We start from the raw sequence: 17,174 nt of genomic DNA on the forward strand, positions 1-17,174 counted from the left end.
GGCAGAACGTCTACTCACCAGCGACTGACTTTTTTCTTGAAGCAATCAGCTTCTTCTGCCGACACCCCACATGCGCCCATTTCAGATACCGAATGATGCCAGCCAAACCTTCAGGCCTGGCATGCGGTTGCGTGAGCTCACAACGCTATACGATTGTGACCGGCGCTTGTTGCTGCTGATCATTGATGCCATCGAACGGATTGAGGTCGCTGCGCGTGCCACCATCAGCAAGCACATGGGGCCATTGCATGGGGCGAGATTGATGCCGATCAAGCCATAAGCTTGGCCAGGGGTTTACGTTCAAACCAGGTAGCCCTGAGGGAGGATGAGCATGGCCAAGAGATTCCCCACAAACCCTCGCCACCCCGAGCGTATCTGCTGGGGTTGCGACCTGTACTGCCCTGCCAAGGCGCTAGCCTGTGGCAATGGCGCAGACCGGACCATGCATCCGGTGGAGCTGTTTGGCGAAGATTGGGATAGCTTCGAGGGCCATTTGGAGAAGCCGGTTGATACAGGGCACGCGGCAAAGCCCAGCTGAGAGAGGGCCGGTTGGGAGCGGGCTTACCCCCAAACCGACACTGTGGTGGATGGCACGGGCTTCGCCCGTGTTCGCGGGGCAAGCCCGCTCCCACAGGGACCGCGCGCAGACCTGTGGGAACGGTTGGTCAGAACGCGGTGCTTACCGTCACCGACAAGTTACGCGGGTCGCCGTAGATGGCCCCGGCATAGAACCCGTACTGGGTGTAGTAGTGCTTGTCGAACAGGTTGTTGGCGTTGAGGCTGACGCTGGTCTCATCGGTCAGCTGGTACTTGGCCATGGCATTCCAGATGGCATAACCGGACCAGTTCACGTCAGTGGCCCCATTGCTCACACCGTTCGTGGGCTGGCCAGCCGGGCTAGAAATGGCGCGGATGTTGGTTTGCGCGGTCACGCCGGCGCCCAGGGTCAGGCGGTCGAGCGGGCCGCTCAGGCGGTAGGTGGTCGAGGCCTTGAACAGGTGCGACGGGTCGCTGCGGCCGTCGCTGTCGACGCGGCGGAAGTGCAGGTAGGTGTAGCCGGCGTAAACGTTCCAGTTGGGGCTCAGGGCGCCCGCAACTTCCAGGTCGATACCGTCGGTTTCCTGGCCGGAACCGGCCTTGTACGCGTTGCCGCCAGTCGGGGTGGTCAGGTCGCCGTCGAGCACGGCTTTGTTTTCCTGCTTGGTGCGGAAGTACGCCGCCGAAGCGTTCAGGCGGCCATCGAACCACTCACCTTTGATACCCGTCTCGTAGCTTTGCCCACGAATCGGCTCGACCTTGCTGCCACTGCTGGTTTCAGAGGTTTGCGGGGTAAAGATGTCGGTGTAGCTGGCGTATACCGAGTAGTTGTCGTTGAGGTCGTACACCGCGCCCAGGTAGGGGGTGACGATGCCGTTTTCTTCCTGGCTGCTGCGCTCGCCAGCCACGCTGCGGGTCACAGAGGAATAGTTGCTGGTGCGCACGCCAACGATCACCGACAGCGGGTCGGTGATGCTCAGGCGGGTGGCGGCGTACATGCCCTGCAGGCGGGTGGTGGTCTTGCTGTGAAGGCCGGTGCGCGAGGCGATGAGGTCGTAGTCGTCATCCACGCCATTGTGCCAGTCCGTGACCGGGAAGCCGTTATTGGCGCGGAACTGGCAACCCAGTGCAGGTGCGCTGGCCATGCCATCGCCGACCATGGTGCAGGTGTACTGGGGCGACCAGCCGACGGTGCGGCTGTCGTTGTAGCCGACCATGGCCTGGTGGGTGCGGCCGAACAGCTGGAAAGGGCCCGACAGGTCGATCTGCGCCGACTGCTGGGTGGTGTCGCTGGAGCTGTGCAAACCGTTCAGCACCGCGCCGCTGCCGTCCTGGTCCCAATAGCCGCCGTAGCTGCCGCGCCCAGCCGAGTTCACCTTGGCAAGGCCGCGGTGGTTCAAGGCCTCGGTAGTCGCCTGGGCGGCTTTCAGGTCCAACGTCCAGTCGTTGTCGAAGCGGTGCTCGAGCGAGCCGAACGCCGTACGGGTGGTGTACTCGCCAAAGCTCCAGCTGGGCACCACGTTGGTGCTGCGCGGCAAGTCGGTCTTGCTGCCGTCGCGGTACCAGATCGGGATGTTCGCGCCCCAGCCGCCGCCCACCACCTTGTTGTATTCATACTGGTAACCGGCGCCCAGTGTGGTGGCGTCGTCCAGGTCGAACGCGAAATTGGCCAACGCGGCGCGAGAGCGCTCGGACTGGTTGTCGCGGAAGGAGTTGGCGTCCTGCTGGGTCATCACGAAGCGCGAGCGCAGGCGGCCATCCTCGGAAAGGGGCAGATTCAGGTCAGCACCCAGGCGACGTTTGTCCCAGCTGCCGTAAGTGGCGTAGGCGCTGCCGCCGAACGTCTTGGTCGGTGCCTTGCGGATCAGGTTGACGGTGGCGGAGGGGTCGCCGGTGCCGCCCAGCAGGCCGTTGGCGCCGCGCACGATGTCGATGCGTTCGTACAGGTCCATGTTCAATGCATTGCCGCTGCCACTGAAATCGGACCCGCCCTGGGTCTGCAGGCCGTCGACCTTCCAGTTGCTGATCGAGTAACCACGGGCACGGTAGTCGGTACGCCCACCCACCTCGGATTTGTTGGCCGTTACCCCCGGCGTGGTTTCCAGCGCCTGCTCGATGGTGTGGATGTCGCGGTCATCCATCTGCTGGCGGGTAATGGTGGTGACCGATTGCGGCGTCTGGCGTGGCGTCAGCGCCAGGCCTGTGGAGCTGCGGGTGCTCTCGACCGTATAGCCTAGCTGGCCAGCATCGTCGGCCGGCAGCAGAGCGCTGTCTTCGATCTGCGTGGCGTCCAGCTCCAGGGGTTTGCCGTCGGCAGCTGCGGCCCCGCCACTGATGGCGACGGCCACGAAGAACGCCAGCGGCTTGAGGCGACTGCCACTTTGGCTGATGGGGGTGAACACTTTCGGGATGCGCTTGGGATTCATTTGGGAAAGCTTCGTATTTGCAGATGATTTTTTGTTAGGATTCTAGGGATCGGCCCTCCCGGCTCCAGACCCGACATGTACGGGGATGTAATTGAACGTAACGAGCGCCACCGGCCCTCACCGAACAGGTGTTTTTCCGCATGAGCACGACCTTGCTGGTTGTCGACGATGACGACGAGATCCGCGAACTTCTTTGTGATTACCTGACCGATGCCGGCTACAACGTGCTAGCGGCAGCCGAGGGTGAACAGATGCGCGAACAGCTGGCCAGGCACAAGGTGGACCTGGTGGTGCTCGACCTGATGCTGCCGGGTGAAGATGGCCTTAGCCTGTGCCGCCAGTTGCAAGCGACGCGTGGTCTGGCCGTAATCATGCTGTCGGCCAAGGGCAGCACGCTGGACCGCATCATCGGCCTGGAAGTGGGTGCCGACGACTACCTGGCCAAGCCTTTCGAGCCACGCGAGCTGATCGCCCGGATCAAGGCCGTGCTGCGTCGCCCGCAACGCCTGGATCCCCCCGCCGACGAGCCCGCCGTGGTGGATGCCCAGCAGTTCGCAGGCTTTCGCCTTGAACACGTCAAGCGTCTGCTCACCCGCCCGGATGGCGAAACCCTTACCCTGCCGCGCTCCGACTACCGCGTGCTGCGCGAACTGCTGGACGCCAACAACCGGGTAGTGTCCCGCGACCAGCTGACCCGCAGCGCGTTTGGCCGCGACCACCTGCCCGACGACCGTTCGGTGGACATGTGCGTCAGCCGCCTGCGCCAGCAACTGCGCCGCGCGCCGGCGGGGGTCGCGCAAATTCTCACCATCCGCAATGAAGGCTATCTGCTGAGTATCGCCAACCTCGCGGCCGATGCCTGACATGCGCTGGCTTCGCCGGCTGTGGCCGCGCACCTTGTTTGGCCAGTTGCTGCTGATCATGGTCAGCGGCACGCTGTTGATCCAGTTGATGTCGAGCAGCATCTGGTTTGATGTGCGCTTTGCCCAGGTGCTCGAAGCCCCGGTGAGGCTGATCGCTGCACGCAGTGCACCGCTGATTGCCCAGGCCGACTGCCACGGTGGCACGTTGCAGGCGCCAGCCCATTACCAGCTGCGCTGCGCTGAGCACCTGCCCACGGCGGAGCATGACGAGCGTCGCGGGCGCAGGCGCATCGAGCTGTTGCTGCAGCAGGCCCTCAGGTACGAACTGGGGCATGCCCAGGACGTGCGCCTGCTGAAGGTGCGGCTGACCGATGAACTCGGTCAGCCGATTGTCTGGCGCAGCCTGTTCGGCCTGCGCACGGCCCAGGCGCATATCCAGTTTGCAGTGCCGTTGGCCGATGGCCACTGGCTGACCATTGAGGGCCAGGAACTGCAGGGCTGGAGTGGCGAATCGGCCTGGGTGCTGATCAGCGACTACCTGTTGCGGGTGTATGCGCTGCGGATTGTCGCGGTATTGCTGGTGTGCCTGATTGCCGTGCGCCTGTGCCTGCGCCCGTTGCGACGCCTGGCCGACGCAGCGCGCGGCCTGGGCGGCAACCTCGAGCAGCCTCCCCTGGCGCTGGATGGCCCGGAAGAAGTGCGCCAGGCGGCGCAGGCGTTCAACGCCATGCAGCAGCGGCTGATTGCCATGGTCAATGACAAGGCCTACTTCCTGGCCGCCGTGTCTCATGACCTGCGCACCCCGCTGACCCGCATGCGCCTGCGCCTGGAGCGGCTGCCAGACGACGAACACCGCCAGCGCCTGCGGCAGAACATCACGCAGATGGACGACATGATCGGCCAGGTTCTGGACTACCTGCGTGCGGGGGAGCAGCAGAATTTGCAGCAGGTGGACCTGGACCGCTTGGTTGCGCGCCAGTGTGCGGACCTGGCCACTGCCGAAGAACCCCTTCCGGTGCACGGCCAGGTGGGTAGTTTGCGGGTAGATGCCTTGCTGTTGCAGCGCTGCCTGCAAAACTTGCTGGTGAATGCGTTGCGCTACGCCAAGCATGTTTCGGTCACGCTGGAACGGGCGGTAAGTGGAGTGTTCATCCATATCGACGACCGCGGGCCTGGGGTCGCGCCGGAGCTGCTGGCAACCATTACCGATCCGTTCGTGCGTGGTGAAGGGTCGCGCAACCAGGCATCCGGCGGGTATGGGCTGGGGTTGAGCATTGCCCAGCGGATTGCCGCCAGCCATGGTGGTGAGCTGAGGGTGTCGAACCGCGAGGGCGGTGGGTTGCGGGTCAGCATACTGCTGCCTGGCTAACGCTATTTTTCTGTGGGAGCGGCCTTGTGCCGCGATGGGCTGCGCAGCAGCCCCGGCGGTTTGTGCCGTGACACCAATACCTGGGGCTGCTGCGCAGCCCATCGCGACACAAGGCCGCTCCCACAACATGGGACTGCGCAATCAGGTAACAGTCTTTTACCGATTACCCAGGTTTTCCCTCCCCCGCCTTTGCCTATCCTATGCCCGGTCATCCTGCCTGCGATGGACCCATGAATCACTCTCTGCCCAGCCGCTACGCCTGCTTCACCATCTGCCTGTTGCTCACCTTCGCCAGCCTGCCGCTGCTGCCCCAACATGCCTGGCTCTGGCCAATCACACTGATCACTGCCCTGCTCAGCCTGGTCGGGCTCAACGACTTGCGCCAGAGCCACCATGCGGTGCGCCGCAACTATCCGATCCTCGGCAATATCCGCTACCTGATCGAAACCATCCGCCCGGAAATCCGCCAGTACCTGATCGAGGGTGACGACGACAAGCTGCCGTTCTCCCGTTCGCAGCGCTCGCTGGTCTATGCCCGCGCCAAGAACGAAAGCGCCGAGAAAGCCTTCGGCACGCTCAACGATGCCTACAAGCCCGGGTTCGAATTCATCAGCCATTCGATGCTGCCAGTGGCCACGCCTGACCCGGCATCGTTTCGCATCGCCATTGGCGGGCCACAATGCCGCCAACCCTACTCGGCCTCGATCTTCAATATATCGGCCATGAGCTTTGGCGCGCTCAGCGCCAACGCTATCGCGGCCCTCAACCGCGGCGCGCGCATGGGCCGGTTTGCCCACGACACGGGCGAAGGCAGCATCAGCCCGTACCACCGTGAGCACGGCGGCGACCTGATCTGGGAAATCGGCAGCGGCTACTTCGGCTGCCGTACGGCGGACGGTCGTTTCGACCCGCACCGTTTTGCCGAACAGGCCCGCTCGCCACAGGTGAAGATGATCGAGATCAAACTCAGCCAGGGCGCCAAACCGGGCCACGGCGGCATCTTGCCGGGGCACAAGGTCAGCCCTGAAATCGCCGAAACCCGTGGCGTGCGCGTAGGTGAGGACTGCATCTCACCGGCAGCGCACAGCGCCTTCCGCACACCGGTCGAGTTACTGCAGTTTGTGGCCAGCCTGCGCGAGCTGTCGGGCGGCAAACCTGTGGGTTTCAAGTTCTGCCTGGGCCACCCGTGGGAGTTCATGGGCATTGCCAAAGCCATGCTGGCCACCGGTATCACCCCGGACTTCATCGTTGTAGATGGCAAGGAAGGCGGTACCGGCGCGGCACCACGCGAATTCAGCGACAACATGGGCGTGCCCATGCGCGAAGGCCTGATGTTCGTGCATAACACGTTGGTTGGCCTGAACCTGCGCTCCAGCATTCGCATTGGCGCTGCGGGCAAGATCGTCAGTGCTTTCGACATTGCCAGCGTGCTGGCCATCGGCGCTGACTGGGTCAACTCGGCACGCGGGTTCATGTTTGCCATTGGCTGCATCCAGTCGCAAAGCTGCCACACCAACAAATGCCCGACCGGCGTGGCCACGCAAGACCCACTGCGCCAGCGCGCCCTGGTGGTGCCAGACAAAGCCGAACGGGTGGCCAGCTTCCATCGCAACACGCTGCACGCACTGGCCGAAATGCTGGCCGCGGCAGGCCTGGAGCACCCTTCGGAGCTTAAGCCCAAGCACCTGGCCCGGCGCGTCAGCCCCAGCGAAATCGGGTTGTTTTCGGACCTGCACACGTTCCTCAAGCCAGGCGAATTGCTCAGTGGCTCGATTGAAAGCGAGTTTTATGCGCGGATGTGGCGGATGGCGCGTAGCGACAGTTTTGCGCCGGAGACAGGAGAACTGATGCCCGTTGCAGCAAAAACCGTGCGCCGAAAAGAAACAGCCCCGGCATAAGCCAGGGCTGTTCGATGCTTCAGATCAGGATCAGAAGATGCTGATCGGGTACTCGACGAATACGCGGACTTCGTTGCCGTCGTCGTTGTAACCGTTCTGCTGCACGGCATTGTTGGTACGCAGGAACGAGCTACGCAGTTTGATGGACAGGTCCTTGGCCGGGCCGTCCTGCACCACGTAACGGATCTGGTTGAAGATCTCGCGCTCTTTACCTTCGCCAAAGCCCTGTGGGTTGGCGACGTTACGGGTGTTGATGTTGTCACCCACCACGTAGGCCAGCTTGTAGGTCAGGCCAGGAATGCCGTAGGCACCGAAGTCCAGGCCGTAGCCCAGCTGCCAGGAGCGCTCGTCTTCGGCATTGAAGTCGGACCAGTACGAGTTGGCCAGGTAGATGGTCGAACCGCCGTCACCCACGCCACCGGCGTTCTGGTAGAAGCCGTAGTTGTAGCCAGTGCTGCCGGTGCTGCGCTGGTGGGCGATGGTGAACGAGTGTGCACCGTACGCGTAAGTGGCTGCCAGGCTCCAGATGGTGTTGGAGTCGCCGTTCAGGCCAGCGGCTTGTACGTACTTGTTGTCGATGTCCGACTTGTAGCCGTTGAAGTCCAGGGTCAGGGACTGGTCGCTGGCGATCGGGAAGACGTAGTTCAAGCCCAGGTAGTGCTTTTTCATCACGTCTTCGTTGTCGGCGGTGTACAGCGAAGCGGTGAAATTGTCGGTGAACTTGTAGCTGCCACCGAAGACGTTGATCGACTTCAGGCCACCACCGTCGCGGCGCTCGGCGCTTTTGCGCGCTTCCTGGGTGAAGCGGCCGGCGTTCAGTTCCAGGCCCTCGATCTCTTTCGAGGTGATCAGGGTACCGGTGAAGCTTTCTGGCAGCAGACGCGCGTCGTCGTACTGCAGCACTGGCAGTGCTGGCATCTGGTCACCGTACTTCAGCACGGTGTTGGAGATGCGGAATTTCACGGCAGCGCCACCACGGGCCAGGTTGTGCGGCGAGCTGGCGTTGCCTTCGGCATTGGTGGTTTCGTGCGGCTTGAAGAAGTCGACGCCGCCGCCACCGTTGTGGCCTTTGCCGCCATCAAGGCGCACGGCGTACAGGCCGAATGCGTCGACGCCAACGCCGACGGTGCCTTGGGTGAAGCCGGAGGAGAAGTTGGCGATGAACGCCTGGCCCCATTCAATCTGGTCGTCGGTGCCGTGCTTCTTGTCACGGTTGATGTAGGCGTTGCGCAGAAGGACGTTGGCGTGGCTGTCCTCGATGAAGCCCTTGCTGTCGGCCTGGTCATTGGCCTGTGCCTGGGTCGCGGCGATCATCGCCAAGGCGACCAGGCTGATCCTGGTTTTCAACATGTTGTTTTCCTTATTTCTTAATCAAAATGCTCTGCACTATGACGCCAGGAACCAACGCCCCTTCGTAGGTTCGACGCTATGCGGATCCAGCCTGGTGGGCCAGCCGGTAAGTGCACGGCAGCCCTCGGCAGCAGCATGGCCAAGATCATGGCCAGCAGGCGTTGGCCGAATCCTAGCCGTGTGCGATTACAAATGTCAAAAAGTCGTGAAATGCAGGTTGATATAACCAAAATTATCGGCAGCTCTAGTGCATTTCCATGCAGTGTTGGGCTATCAGCGGGCAATTTATCTTATGTAGGAAATTGCCTTTGATCGAACGGACAGGTTCCCCTGAGCAGCCAAACACGCGGCCGCAGAGGTTGTTACAAACAGACACATATGTAAAGACAAGCCTTTACAAATACCCAAGCAAAGGCAAATAGCAAGCATTACCATTCGCGCCTTATTTTTCACCTGCCCGGTCCGGATGTGCCCATGCTTGTACCCTGCCGCCTTTCCCCCTTTACGCTTGGCCTGTCGCTCTTGTTCAGCGCCAGCCTGGCCACTGCTGCCACCACCACGCTGCCAGAATCGTCGGTTACCGCCGACAGCGAGCGCGAAAAGGACAACCCGCGCGTCAAGGAGGTGAGCACCGCCACCCGCACCTCGACGCCGGTGCGTTATGTGCCGCAGGCCATCGACACGGTAAAAACCGCCAATGTGCTGGACTACGGCAGCAACACCTTGGGCAAGGCGCTGGAGGGAATCCCCAACGTCAGCAGCGGCGCCGACACCCGCTTCGACAGCGTGCGCATCCGCGGCTTCGAGGCCAGCAACGACTTCTACCTGGACGGCATTCGCGACGACAGCCAGTACATCCGCGACCTGCACAACATCGAGCGGGTCGAGGTGCTGAAGGGGCCGGCGGCGGTGCTGTATGGCCGCGGCAGCCAGGGCGGCATTGTCAACAGGGTCAGCAAGGCACCGGAGCCTGGCCGCCGCTCCACCCTCGAAGCGCAGGCCGGCAGCGAAGACCTGCGCAGCCTGTATGCCGACCTCAGTGCCGACCCCAGCGACACAGTCAGCCTGCGCCTGAACATGGGCAACCAGGACAACAACAGCTTGCGCGATGGCATCGACGGCAGCCGCCAGCTGTTCGCGCCGTCGATCAGCTGGCAGATCACCCCCGACCTCAACTGGCTGGTGCAGTACGAATACAGCCGCTACAACCGCACGCCTGACCGGGGTATCCCCGGGGTGAATGGCCGCCCGGCCGACGTCAGCCGCAGCACCACCTACGGCGACCAGCGCGACTACATCGATGATCGCGCGCAGTCCCTGCGCTCGCGCCTGAACTACCAGCTGAACGAAACCTGGCAACTGCGCCATACCCTGGGCCTGATCAAGCTCGACAGCGCGTTCGACAACACCTATGTCACGGGCTACAACGCCGGCACCAATACCTTGACCCGCCAGCGCTGGCAGCAGGACCTGAACACCCGCAACCTGTTCAACAACCTGGAGGCCGAGGGCGACTTCGACACCCTGGGCCTGGAGCACAAGCTGCTGCTGGGCCTGGAGATTGGCAACCAGAAGCGTGACCCCGTGCTGTATACCGCTGGTAGCCAGACGCTGCCGGGCTTGGGCCAACCCAACCGTAGCCAGCAGCACAACGGCCGCCTGGTGCTGTCGAGTGACAACCACACGGTGGTCGATAGCCGCGGCATTTATCTGCAGGACCAGATCCGCCTGAACGATCAATGGCAGATCCTTGCCGGGGTGCGCTTCGACCAGTTCGAGGTTGAAACCACCAACATGCGCAACCTGTCCGAGTCGCAGGACAGCAACAGCACCAGTCCACGCCTGGGCGTGGTGTACACACCGTGGCGTGACCATTCGTTCTACGCCTCGTGGAGCAAGACCTTCTCGCCGGTGGGCGGCGGCCTCATCGGCATTACTCCGGGTTCGCAGGGCAACACCAACGACACCAAGCCGGAGGAAACGCGCCAGAAGGAAATCGGGGTGAAGAGCGACTGGCTGGACCAGCGCCTGAGCACCACGGTGGCCATCTACGAGCTGGAGCTGTACAACCGCCGTACCCGCGACCCGCTCATCCCGGAAAACATCTTGCTCAGTGGCTTGCAGCGTTCGCGTGGCATCGAACTGACCGCCACTGGCAACATCGTCGGCAACTGGTATGTACGCGGCGGCATCGGCCTGCAGGATGCGATCATCGTCAAGGACAACAATGGCCAGGAAGGCAACCGCATCAATGATGTGGCCAAGCGCAACGCCAGCCTGTTCGTGACCTGGAAACCAGAGCTGGGCTGGTACGCCGAAACCGGCCTGACGCTGGTGGGCGAGCGTTATGCGGACAACCAGAACACCACGGTATTGCCAGGGTATGGCCGTTGGGATGCACTGGCGGGGTATCGCACCCATGACTGGGATGTACGGGCGGCGTTGAGCAACATTGCCGACAAGACCTACTACAGCTCGGCGACCAGTGCGGCGCAGATTCAGGTGGGGGACCCGCGTAGCCTGGTGGTTACGGGTAGCTACAGCTTCTGATCGTTGTTGACTGTACTGGCCTCTTCGCGGGCGCGCCCGCTCCCACAGGTGTTTCACAGGTTTCGAGCCATGTGGTGACTCTGTGGGAGCGGGCATGCCCGCGAAGAGGCCGGTACAAGTAATACCGATCCGATCAGTGCCACACCGCCATCAGCGCCTGCATCTCTGCTTCGCTGATCAGCCCTTGAGGGTACCGCCCGGCAAGCAGACGTCGTGGGTCGGTCGTCCTGACCCTGATGCTTCCATGGTGTTTCAACCACTTCGCCAACACCTTGAGCGACTGGTGATTCACTGCCGATGGGCGCAAAGCCGACTCACTTGCTGCATTCATGTCTACACGTACTCCCTGGCCCGTGAGCGGCTAATTTACGTAAGTAATGTTACAGATCCGAGAGCGCGGCCCGGCCGAGCTATCTAATTGAAAAACAATACAAAACGTATGCCAGCCTGGGCGCCGGGTGTCGCCCGAAAAAAAGGCCCGTCAAATGACGGGCCTTTTTAATTCAAGCTGCGTTCAACGCTTGACCGGCGCCGGCTGCTGCTGAGTCAGGCAGTGAATGTTGCCGCCACCCAGCAACAACTCGCGGCCAGGGATCATCACCACTTCGTGGTCAGGGAAGATCTTTGCCAGAATCGCTCTGGCTTCAGCATCTGCCGGGTCGTCAAAGCTCGGCGCAATGATGCCACCGTTGACGATCAGGAAATTCACGTACGAACCGGCCAGGCGTACCGACGGGTCACGCGCCTGGCTGCCGGCAACCTGATCGACACCGGCGCACTCTTCAGCGGTGGCAAACAGCGGCCCAGGAATCGGCATCTTGTGCACGATGAACTCACGGCCCTTGGCATCGCGGGTGTTTTTCAATACCTCCATGGCGGCGTGGCAGCGCGCATAATTGGGGTCGTTGGAATCATCGGTCCAGGCCAGTAACACTTCACCGGGGCGCACGTAACAGCAGAAGTTGTCGACGTGGCCGTCGGTTTCGTCGTTGTACAGGCCGTCCGGCAGCCACACCACGGCGTCGACCGCAAGCTGATCGCGCAGCACTGCTTCGATCTGCTCGCGGCTCAAGTGCGGGTTGCGGTTACGGTTGAGCAGGCATTCCTCGGTGGTGATCACGGTGCCTTCACCGTCCACGTGGATCGAACCACCCTCAAGCACAAAGCCTTCGGTCTGGTAACGCTGGCAGCGCTCCATTTCCAGCACCTTGGCGGCCAGTTCCTCGTCGCGGTTCCAGGGTGCGTACAGGCCCCCATCGAAGCCGCCCCAGGCATTGAAGCCCCAATCCACACCGCGTACTTCACCCTGGTCATTGATGACGAAGGTCGGGCCGGTATCACGCACCCAAGCGTCATCGTTGCTGATTTCGACCACACGAATATTTGGCTGGTCGAGCTGGCGACGGGCATTTTCGTACTGGCCAGCGGAGGCCGCGACGGTGACGGGTTCGAAGCGGGCAATGGCCTTGGCCAGGGCCACATGCGCGGCCTGCGCCGGCTTGCCGCCCAGGCGCCAGTTGTCCGGGCGCTCCGGCCACACCATCCACACCTGGGTTTGTGGGGCCCACTCGGCGGGCATGTGGAAACCATCGGCACGGGGCGTGGAGTTGAGGGTTTTCATGGGTGACCTCTGTGATGGCCCTGAGCCGGAGTGTGCTGGGGCGTTTGGCAATTTATAACCGATACATATCGATATTTGAAGCCCAATAGATGCATAAAATCACACCATTCGGCGCTTTCAAATCGATAACAATCGGTAAATAAGTGGAATGGTGTGGGTAATGGAACGGGCTGCCGTCTACCATAGCCACACCTTATGCATCCTTTTACAGGTACGCGCGGAAATTTCCGACAAGGCCGACTAGGGTCATTACGTGAGCAACGGGCCAGCGAGCCGCTATGAACATCATCCCTACCGCAATCCCTGAAGTACTGATCATCGAGCCGAAGGTTCACGGTGACAGCCGTGGTTTTTTCTTCGAGGCATTCAACGCACGTGAGTTCGCACGGCAAACCGGCGTGCGCACCGAGTTCGTGCAGGACAACCACTCGCGCTCCAACAAGGGCGTGCTGCGCGGCCTGCACTATCAGGTAGAAAACACCCAAGGCAAGCTGGTAAGGGTGGTGCACGGGGAAATCCGCGATGTCGCCGTGGACGTGCGCAAAAGCTCGCCAACCTTCGGCCAATGGGTCGCCGTGCATCTGTCGGCCGACAACCACCGCCAACTCTGGATTCCACCCGGCTTCGCCCATGGTTTTGCGGTGGTGAGCGAGTCGGTCGAGTTCCTCTACAAGACCACCGACTACTACAACCCCGGCGCTGATCGCTGCATCCGTTGGGACGACCCGCAACTGGCCATCGACTGGGGGCTGCAGCAGCCACCGGTGCTGTCGGACAAGGACAAAGTCGGCCTGCCACTGGCAGAGGCGGAACTGCTGCCATAACTAGCGCATAATTGCGCCAGACTTTTCTGGCGCATTTACGTGATGATTGCAAAACCCACGCCCCCACGCCGTCCGCGCTGGCGCAGCTTGGCCTTGCTGGCCCTGTGCCTGGCCCCGTTGCTGTGGCCCCTGCATCACTTGGCCGAACGCTATTACCAGGAAGAGCTGGCCTCGCAGAACCGCCAGACCCTCGACCTGTACGTCGCCAACCTGCTCGGCACCCTGCACCGCTACGAAACCTTGCCGCAAATCCTCGGCGACCTGCCGGCGCTGCGTGGCGTGCTGGCCGACCCGTTCCGCCTGGAAGCGGTGACCAACGCCAACCGCCTGCTCAAGGACATCGTGCAGCAGACCGGTGCCGAGGTGATGTACCTGATGGACGTCAGCGGCAACACCTTGGCCGCGTCCAACTGGGACAAACGCGACAGCTTCGTCGGCCGCAACTTCGCCTTCCGCCCGTACTTCAACGAAGCCATGGCCGGCCACCTGGGCCGCTTCTTCGGCCAGGGCACCACCTCGGCCAAACGCGGCTACTTCTTTGCAGCAGCCGTGCGAGACCGCGAGCGAATCGTTGGCGTGCTGGTGGTCAAGGTCGACCTCGACCACACCGAGACCCTTTGGGGCCGCACCCCCGAGCAGCTGTTGCTGACCGATCACAATGGCGTGGTCATCCTGACGTCGCGACCCGACTGGCGCTTCCGTGCCACCCGCACGCTGACCGAGGCCGAGCGCCAGGCCATCATCGCCATCCAGCCCTACCCCACCCAGGCCCCACAACCGCTGGTGCTCAACCCGGACGCCTGGATCACCCAGACCCGCGACATCAAGGAAACCGGCTGGCAGGTCAGCATCCTCGCCCCGCGCATGCTGGTCGATCGCTCGGTGCAAACGGTGATGGCCATCGGTGCCGGCACCCTGCTGGTACTGATGCTGCTGGCCGGCCTGGTCATGCAACGGCGGCGCCACTACATCGACCGCATCGACTTCGAAGCCCGTGGCCGTCAGGAGCTGGAAAAGCGCGTGGCCGAACGCACCGCCGACCTTGAAGGCCTGAACACCCGGCTGAAAAATGCCGTGCTGGAACGCGAGAACGCCCAGCAGGAGGCGGTGCGCGCCCAGGATGAACTGGTGCAGGCCGGCAAGCTATCGGTATTGGGCACCATGTCGGCCAGCATCAGCCACGAGCTCAACCAGCCGCTGGCCGCCATCCGCAGTTACGCGGAAAACGCCGAGATCCTGCTGGACCACCAACGCACCGATGACGCCCGCGGCAACCTCAAGCTGATCGGCGAGCTGACCGGGCGCATGGCCTCGATCATCGCCCACCTGCGCGCCTTCGCCCGCCGCGACCGGCATGCTCCGGAAAGCGTGGCCCTGCAGCCCGCCCTGGACGATGCGCTGGCACTGCTGGCCAAACGCCGCCGTGCAATGGCCGTGGAGCTGATCCGCGACCTGCCGGAGGCGACCTTGTGGGTACAGGCCGGTGAAACCCGCCTGCGCCAGGTGCTCGGCAACCTGCTGGCCAATGCCCTCGACGCCCTGACCGAAAAGGCCAACCCGCGCCGCTTGTGGCTAAGTGCCGAGCAGCGCGATGACTGCGTCTACCTGTACATCCGCGACAACGGCCCAGGTTTCAGCCGCCAGGCCCTGGAGCACGCCAAGGAGCCGTTCTTTACCACCAAGACCCGCACCCAGGGCCTGGGCCTGGGCCTGGCTATCTGTGAAAGCCTGATGCGCGCCTTGGGCGGTGAGCTGCTGCTGGCCAACCATCCGGAAGGTGGCGCACTGCTGACCCTGCAGCTGCGTGTGGCCGCGCCTGGCGCTACTTTGCCCAATTCGGAGGACCCCTCGGCATGACCACCGAGACATTGATCGACAGCCAAGCCCAGGTCATCCTGGTCGACGATGACCCGCATCTGCGCCAGGCCCTGAGCCAGACCCTGGACCTGGCAGGGCTCAAGGTGGTCGCCCTGGCCGATGCCCAAGGCCTGGCTGACCGTATCGAGGCCGACTGGCCCGGTGTGGTGGTCAGCGACATCCGCATGCCCGGCATCGATGGCCTGCAACTGCTGGAGCAACTGCACGGCCGCGACAGCGAGCTGCCGGTGCTGCTGATCACCGGCCATGGCGATGTGCCGCTGGCGGTGCAGGCGATGCGCGCCGGGGCTTATGATTTTCTGGAAAAACCCTTCGCCACCGACGCGCTGCTCGACAGCGTGCGCCGCGCCCTGGCCCTGCGCCGCCTGGTGCTGGACAACCGCAGCCTGCGCCTGGCACTGAGCGACCGCCAGCAACTGGCCACCCGCCTGGTCGGCCATGCGCCATCCATGCTGCGCCTGCGCGAGCAGATTGGCGCCCTGGCCGGCACCCGCGCCGATGTGCTGATCCTGGGTGAAACCGGCGCTGGCAAAGAGGTGGTGGCGCGCGCCCTGCACGACCTGTCCAGCCGCCGCGACGGCCCGTTCGTGGCGATCAACGCCGGTGCGCTGGCCGAGTCGGTGGTCGAGAGCGAGCTGTTCGGCCATGAGCCCGGCGCGTTTACCGGCGCGCAGAAGCGCCGCATCGGCAAATTCGAGTTCGCCAATGGCGGCACGCTGTTCCTCGACGAGATCGAGAGCATGAGCCTGGATGTACAGGTAAAACTGCTACGCATGTTGCAGGAGCGGGTGGTCGAGCGACTCGGCGGCAACCAGCTGATCCCACTGGATATCCGCATCATTGCCGCAACCAAGGAAGACCTGCGCCAGTCCGCCGACCAGGGGCGCTTTCGTGCCGACCTGTATTACCGGCTTAACGTGGCGCCGTTGCGTATCCCACCGTTGCGCGAGCGCGGCGATGACATCCTGGTGCTGTTCCAGCACTTCGCCGACGCCGCCAGCCAGCGCCATGGCCTGCCGCCACACACCCTGCAGCCACACCAGCGCGCCGTGCTGCTACGTCACGCCTGGCCAGGCAATGTGCGCGAGTTGCAGAACGCCGCCGAGCGTTTCGCCCTTGGCCTGGAACTGGCCCTGGACGGCCAGACGCCGCCGGCGACGGCACTTGCAGCGCCAATGCCGAGTGGCAACCTCAGCGAACAGGTCGAGCACTTCGAACGCTCGCTGATCGCTGCCGAACTGGCCCAGCCACATGGCTCCATGCGCAGCCTGGCCGAGGCCCTGGGCATCCCCCGCAAGACCCTGCACGACAAGCTACGCAAGCACGGTTTGAGCTTTGACGGCGCCGGCGGCGGGCACGACGATCAAGAGGATCACCGTTGATGAACACCGATAGCCAGTACCTGCAATCCGTACTGCACAGCGATATCCCCCTGACCCGGGAAATGGGCCTGGAAGTAGTCGATTGGCAACAGCACACCCTGCGCCTGCAACTGCCGCTGGCGGCCAACGTCAACCACAAGAGCACCATGTTCGGCGGCAGCCTGTACTGCGCGGCCGTGCTGGTGGGCTGGGGCTGGCTGCACCTGCGACTGCGTGAGCTGGGGATCGATGACGGGCATATCGTCATCCAGGAAGGGCAGATCAGTTATCCGTTGCCGGTTACCGGTGTGGCGGTGGCGCGTTGTGCAGCGCCCGACGAAAAAACCTGGGAACGATTCATAGCCATGTACCAGCGCCGTGGGCGGGCGCGGTTGACGTTGGAAACCACCGTGAGCAATGCCGGACGTGACGAGCCTGCCGTGAAATTCAGCGGCCAGTACGTTCTGCACCGCTAGCCCGACAGCCGCTTGAAGCAA

General features: G+C 63.0%; 14 protein-coding genes. 10 read left to right on the top strand and 4 right to left on the bottom strand.

What is annotated here, in order from left to right:
* The first annotated feature begins 121 nt into the window (after nt 1-121).
* Entirely contained in the window at nt 122-280 is a 159-nt protein-coding gene (locus LU684_RS10765) for an Abi family protein (protein WP_232894631.1), read from the top strand.
* A 51-nt stretch (nt 281-331) separates the two neighbouring features.
* Nucleotides 332-538: a DUF3079 domain-containing protein gene (locus LU684_RS10770; RefSeq protein WP_024717587.1), complete on the top strand. Its 207-nt coding sequence runs from the start codon at nt 332-334 to the stop codon at nt 536-538.
* 127 nt (nt 539-665) lie between these two features.
* Here LU684_RS10770 and LU684_RS10775 read toward each other — a convergent pair whose 3' ends face one another.
* Nucleotides 666-2,963, bottom strand: coding sequence for a TonB-dependent siderophore receptor (locus LU684_RS10775; protein ID WP_232894632.1), 2,298 nt, complete (start codon nt 2,961-2,963; stop codon nt 666-668).
* Nucleotides 2,964-3,103: 140 nt separating this feature from the next.
* On the opposite strand from LU684_RS10775, the gene LU684_RS10780 reads away from it, so the two are divergent.
* The 3 genes from LU684_RS10780 (at nt 3,104) to LU684_RS10790 (ending at nt 7,093) form a co-directional block, all read left to right on the top strand.
* Entirely contained in the window at nt 3,104-3,826 is a 723-nt protein-coding gene (locus tag LU684_RS10780; RefSeq protein ID WP_232894633.1) for a response regulator, read from the top strand.
* Between the two features lies 1 nt (nt 3,827).
* On the top strand, nt 3,828-5,195 hold the full coding sequence (locus LU684_RS10785) for an ATP-binding protein (protein WP_232894634.1): 1,368 nt from the start codon (nt 3,828-3,830) through the stop codon (nt 5,193-5,195).
* A 230-nt stretch (nt 5,196-5,425) separates the two neighbouring features.
* Nucleotides 5,426-7,093, top strand: coding sequence for an FMN-binding glutamate synthase family protein (locus tag LU684_RS10790; protein ID WP_232894635.1), 1,668 nt, complete (start codon nt 5,426-5,428; stop codon nt 7,091-7,093).
* A gap of 30 nt (nt 7,094-7,123) precedes the next feature.
* Here LU684_RS10790 and LU684_RS10795 read toward each other — a convergent pair whose 3' ends face one another.
* On the bottom strand, nt 7,124-8,443 hold the full coding sequence (locus LU684_RS10795; protein ID WP_016484429.1) for an OprD family porin: 1,320 nt from the start codon (nt 8,441-8,443) through the stop codon (nt 7,124-7,126).
* Nucleotides 8,444-8,917: 474 nt separating this feature from the next.
* Here LU684_RS10795 and LU684_RS10800 point away from each other — a divergent pair, with 474 nt between their 5' ends.
* Nucleotides 8,918-10,993, top strand: coding sequence for a TonB-dependent receptor (locus LU684_RS10800; protein ID WP_016484428.1), 2,076 nt, complete (start codon nt 8,918-8,920; stop codon nt 10,991-10,993).
* A gap of 133 nt (nt 10,994-11,126) precedes the next feature.
* On the opposite strand, the gene LU684_RS10805 is transcribed toward LU684_RS10800, so the two are convergent.
* Together LU684_RS10805 and aguA are read right to left on the bottom strand one after the other, a co-directional pair.
* The gene (locus LU684_RS10805) at nt 11,127-11,324 is read right to left on the bottom strand and encodes a hypothetical protein (protein WP_016484427.1); all 198 of its coding nucleotides are present in this window, start codon (nt 11,322-11,324) and stop codon (nt 11,127-11,129) included.
* A gap of 183 nt (nt 11,325-11,507) precedes the next feature.
* Nucleotides 11,508-12,614 (bottom strand): agmatine deiminase, encoded by a 1,107-nt coding sequence (gene aguA, locus LU684_RS10810; protein WP_232894636.1) that lies wholly within the window; start codon nt 12,612-12,614, stop codon nt 11,508-11,510.
* A 278-nt stretch (nt 12,615-12,892) separates the two neighbouring features.
* On the opposite strand from aguA, the gene rfbC reads away from it, so the two are divergent.
* From rfbC to LU684_RS10830, 4 genes are read left to right on the top strand one after another with little or no spacing between them, the layout of a single operon-like run.
* Nucleotides 12,893-13,438 carry a dTDP-4-dehydrorhamnose 3,5-epimerase gene (rfbC, locus tag LU684_RS10815; protein WP_016484425.1) on the top strand — a complete coding sequence of 182 codons (546 nt, stop codon included), beginning with the start codon at nt 12,893-12,895 and terminating at the stop codon, nt 13,436-13,438.
* A 42-nt stretch (nt 13,439-13,480) separates the two neighbouring features.
* Nucleotides 13,481-15,295, top strand: a complete 1,815-nt coding sequence (locus tag LU684_RS10820) for a sensor histidine kinase (protein ID WP_060518072.1) — start codon at nt 13,481-13,483, stop codon at nt 15,293-15,295.
* A complete protein-coding gene (locus LU684_RS10825) occupies nt 15,292-16,698 on the top strand; it encodes a sigma-54-dependent transcriptional regulator (RefSeq protein ID WP_016484423.1) in 1,407 nt (468 codons plus the stop codon). Before LU684_RS10820 ends, LU684_RS10825 begins: the two co-directional genes overlap by 4 nt.
* A complete protein-coding gene (locus LU684_RS10830; protein ID WP_191087161.1) occupies nt 16,698-17,153 on the top strand; it encodes a thioesterase domain-containing protein in 456 nt (151 codons plus the stop codon). Before LU684_RS10825 ends, LU684_RS10830 begins: the two co-directional genes overlap by 1 nt.
* Nucleotides 17,154-17,174: the final 21 nt, after the last annotated feature.

The sequence above is a fragment of the Pseudomonas sp. NMI542_15 genome (assembly GCF_021283425.1).
GTDB classification, from domain to species: domain Bacteria; phylum Pseudomonadota; class Gammaproteobacteria; order Pseudomonadales; family Pseudomonadaceae; genus Aquipseudomonas; species Aquipseudomonas fortuita.

Coding starts and splice junctions, on each gene's coding strand:
- LU684_RS10785 (WP_232894634.1), top strand. CDS start 3,828: ATGCGCTGGCTTCGCCGGCTGTGGCCGCGCACCTTGTTTGGCCAGTTG.
- LU684_RS10795 (WP_016484429.1), bottom strand. CDS start 8,443: ATGTTGAAAACCAGGATCAGCCTGGTCGCCTTGGCGATGATCGCCGCG.
- LU684_RS10765 (WP_232894631.1), top strand. CDS start 122: ATGCGGTTGCGTGAGCTCACAACGCTATACGATTGTGACCGGCGCTTG.
- rfbC (WP_016484425.1), top strand. CDS start 12,893: ATGAACATCATCCCTACCGCAATCCCTGAAGTACTGATCATCGAGCCG.
- LU684_RS10805 (WP_016484427.1), bottom strand. CDS start 11,324: ATGAATGCAGCAAGTGAGTCGGCTTTGCGCCCATCGGCAGTGAATCAC.
- LU684_RS10780 (WP_232894633.1), top strand. CDS start 3,104: ATGAGCACGACCTTGCTGGTTGTCGACGATGACGACGAGATCCGCGAA.
- LU684_RS10775 (WP_232894632.1), bottom strand. CDS start 2,963: ATGAATCCCAAGCGCATCCCGAAAGTGTTCACCCCCATCAGCCAAAGT.
- LU684_RS10800 (WP_016484428.1), top strand. CDS start 8,918: ATGCTTGTACCCTGCCGCCTTTCCCCCTTTACGCTTGGCCTGTCGCTC.
- LU684_RS10830 (WP_191087161.1), top strand. CDS start 16,698: ATGAACACCGATAGCCAGTACCTGCAATCCGTACTGCACAGCGATATC.
- aguA (WP_232894636.1), bottom strand. CDS start 12,614: ATGAAAACCCTCAACTCCACGCCCCGTGCCGATGGTTTCCACATGCCC.
- LU684_RS10790 (WP_232894635.1), top strand. CDS start 5,426: ATGAATCACTCTCTGCCCAGCCGCTACGCCTGCTTCACCATCTGCCTG.
- LU684_RS10825 (WP_016484423.1), top strand. CDS start 15,292: ATGACCACCGAGACATTGATCGACAGCCAAGCCCAGGTCATCCTGGTC.
- LU684_RS10770 (WP_024717587.1), top strand. CDS start 332: ATGGCCAAGAGATTCCCCACAAACCCTCGCCACCCCGAGCGTATCTGC.
- LU684_RS10820 (WP_060518072.1), top strand. CDS start 13,481: ATGATTGCAAAACCCACGCCCCCACGCCGTCCGCGCTGGCGCAGCTTG.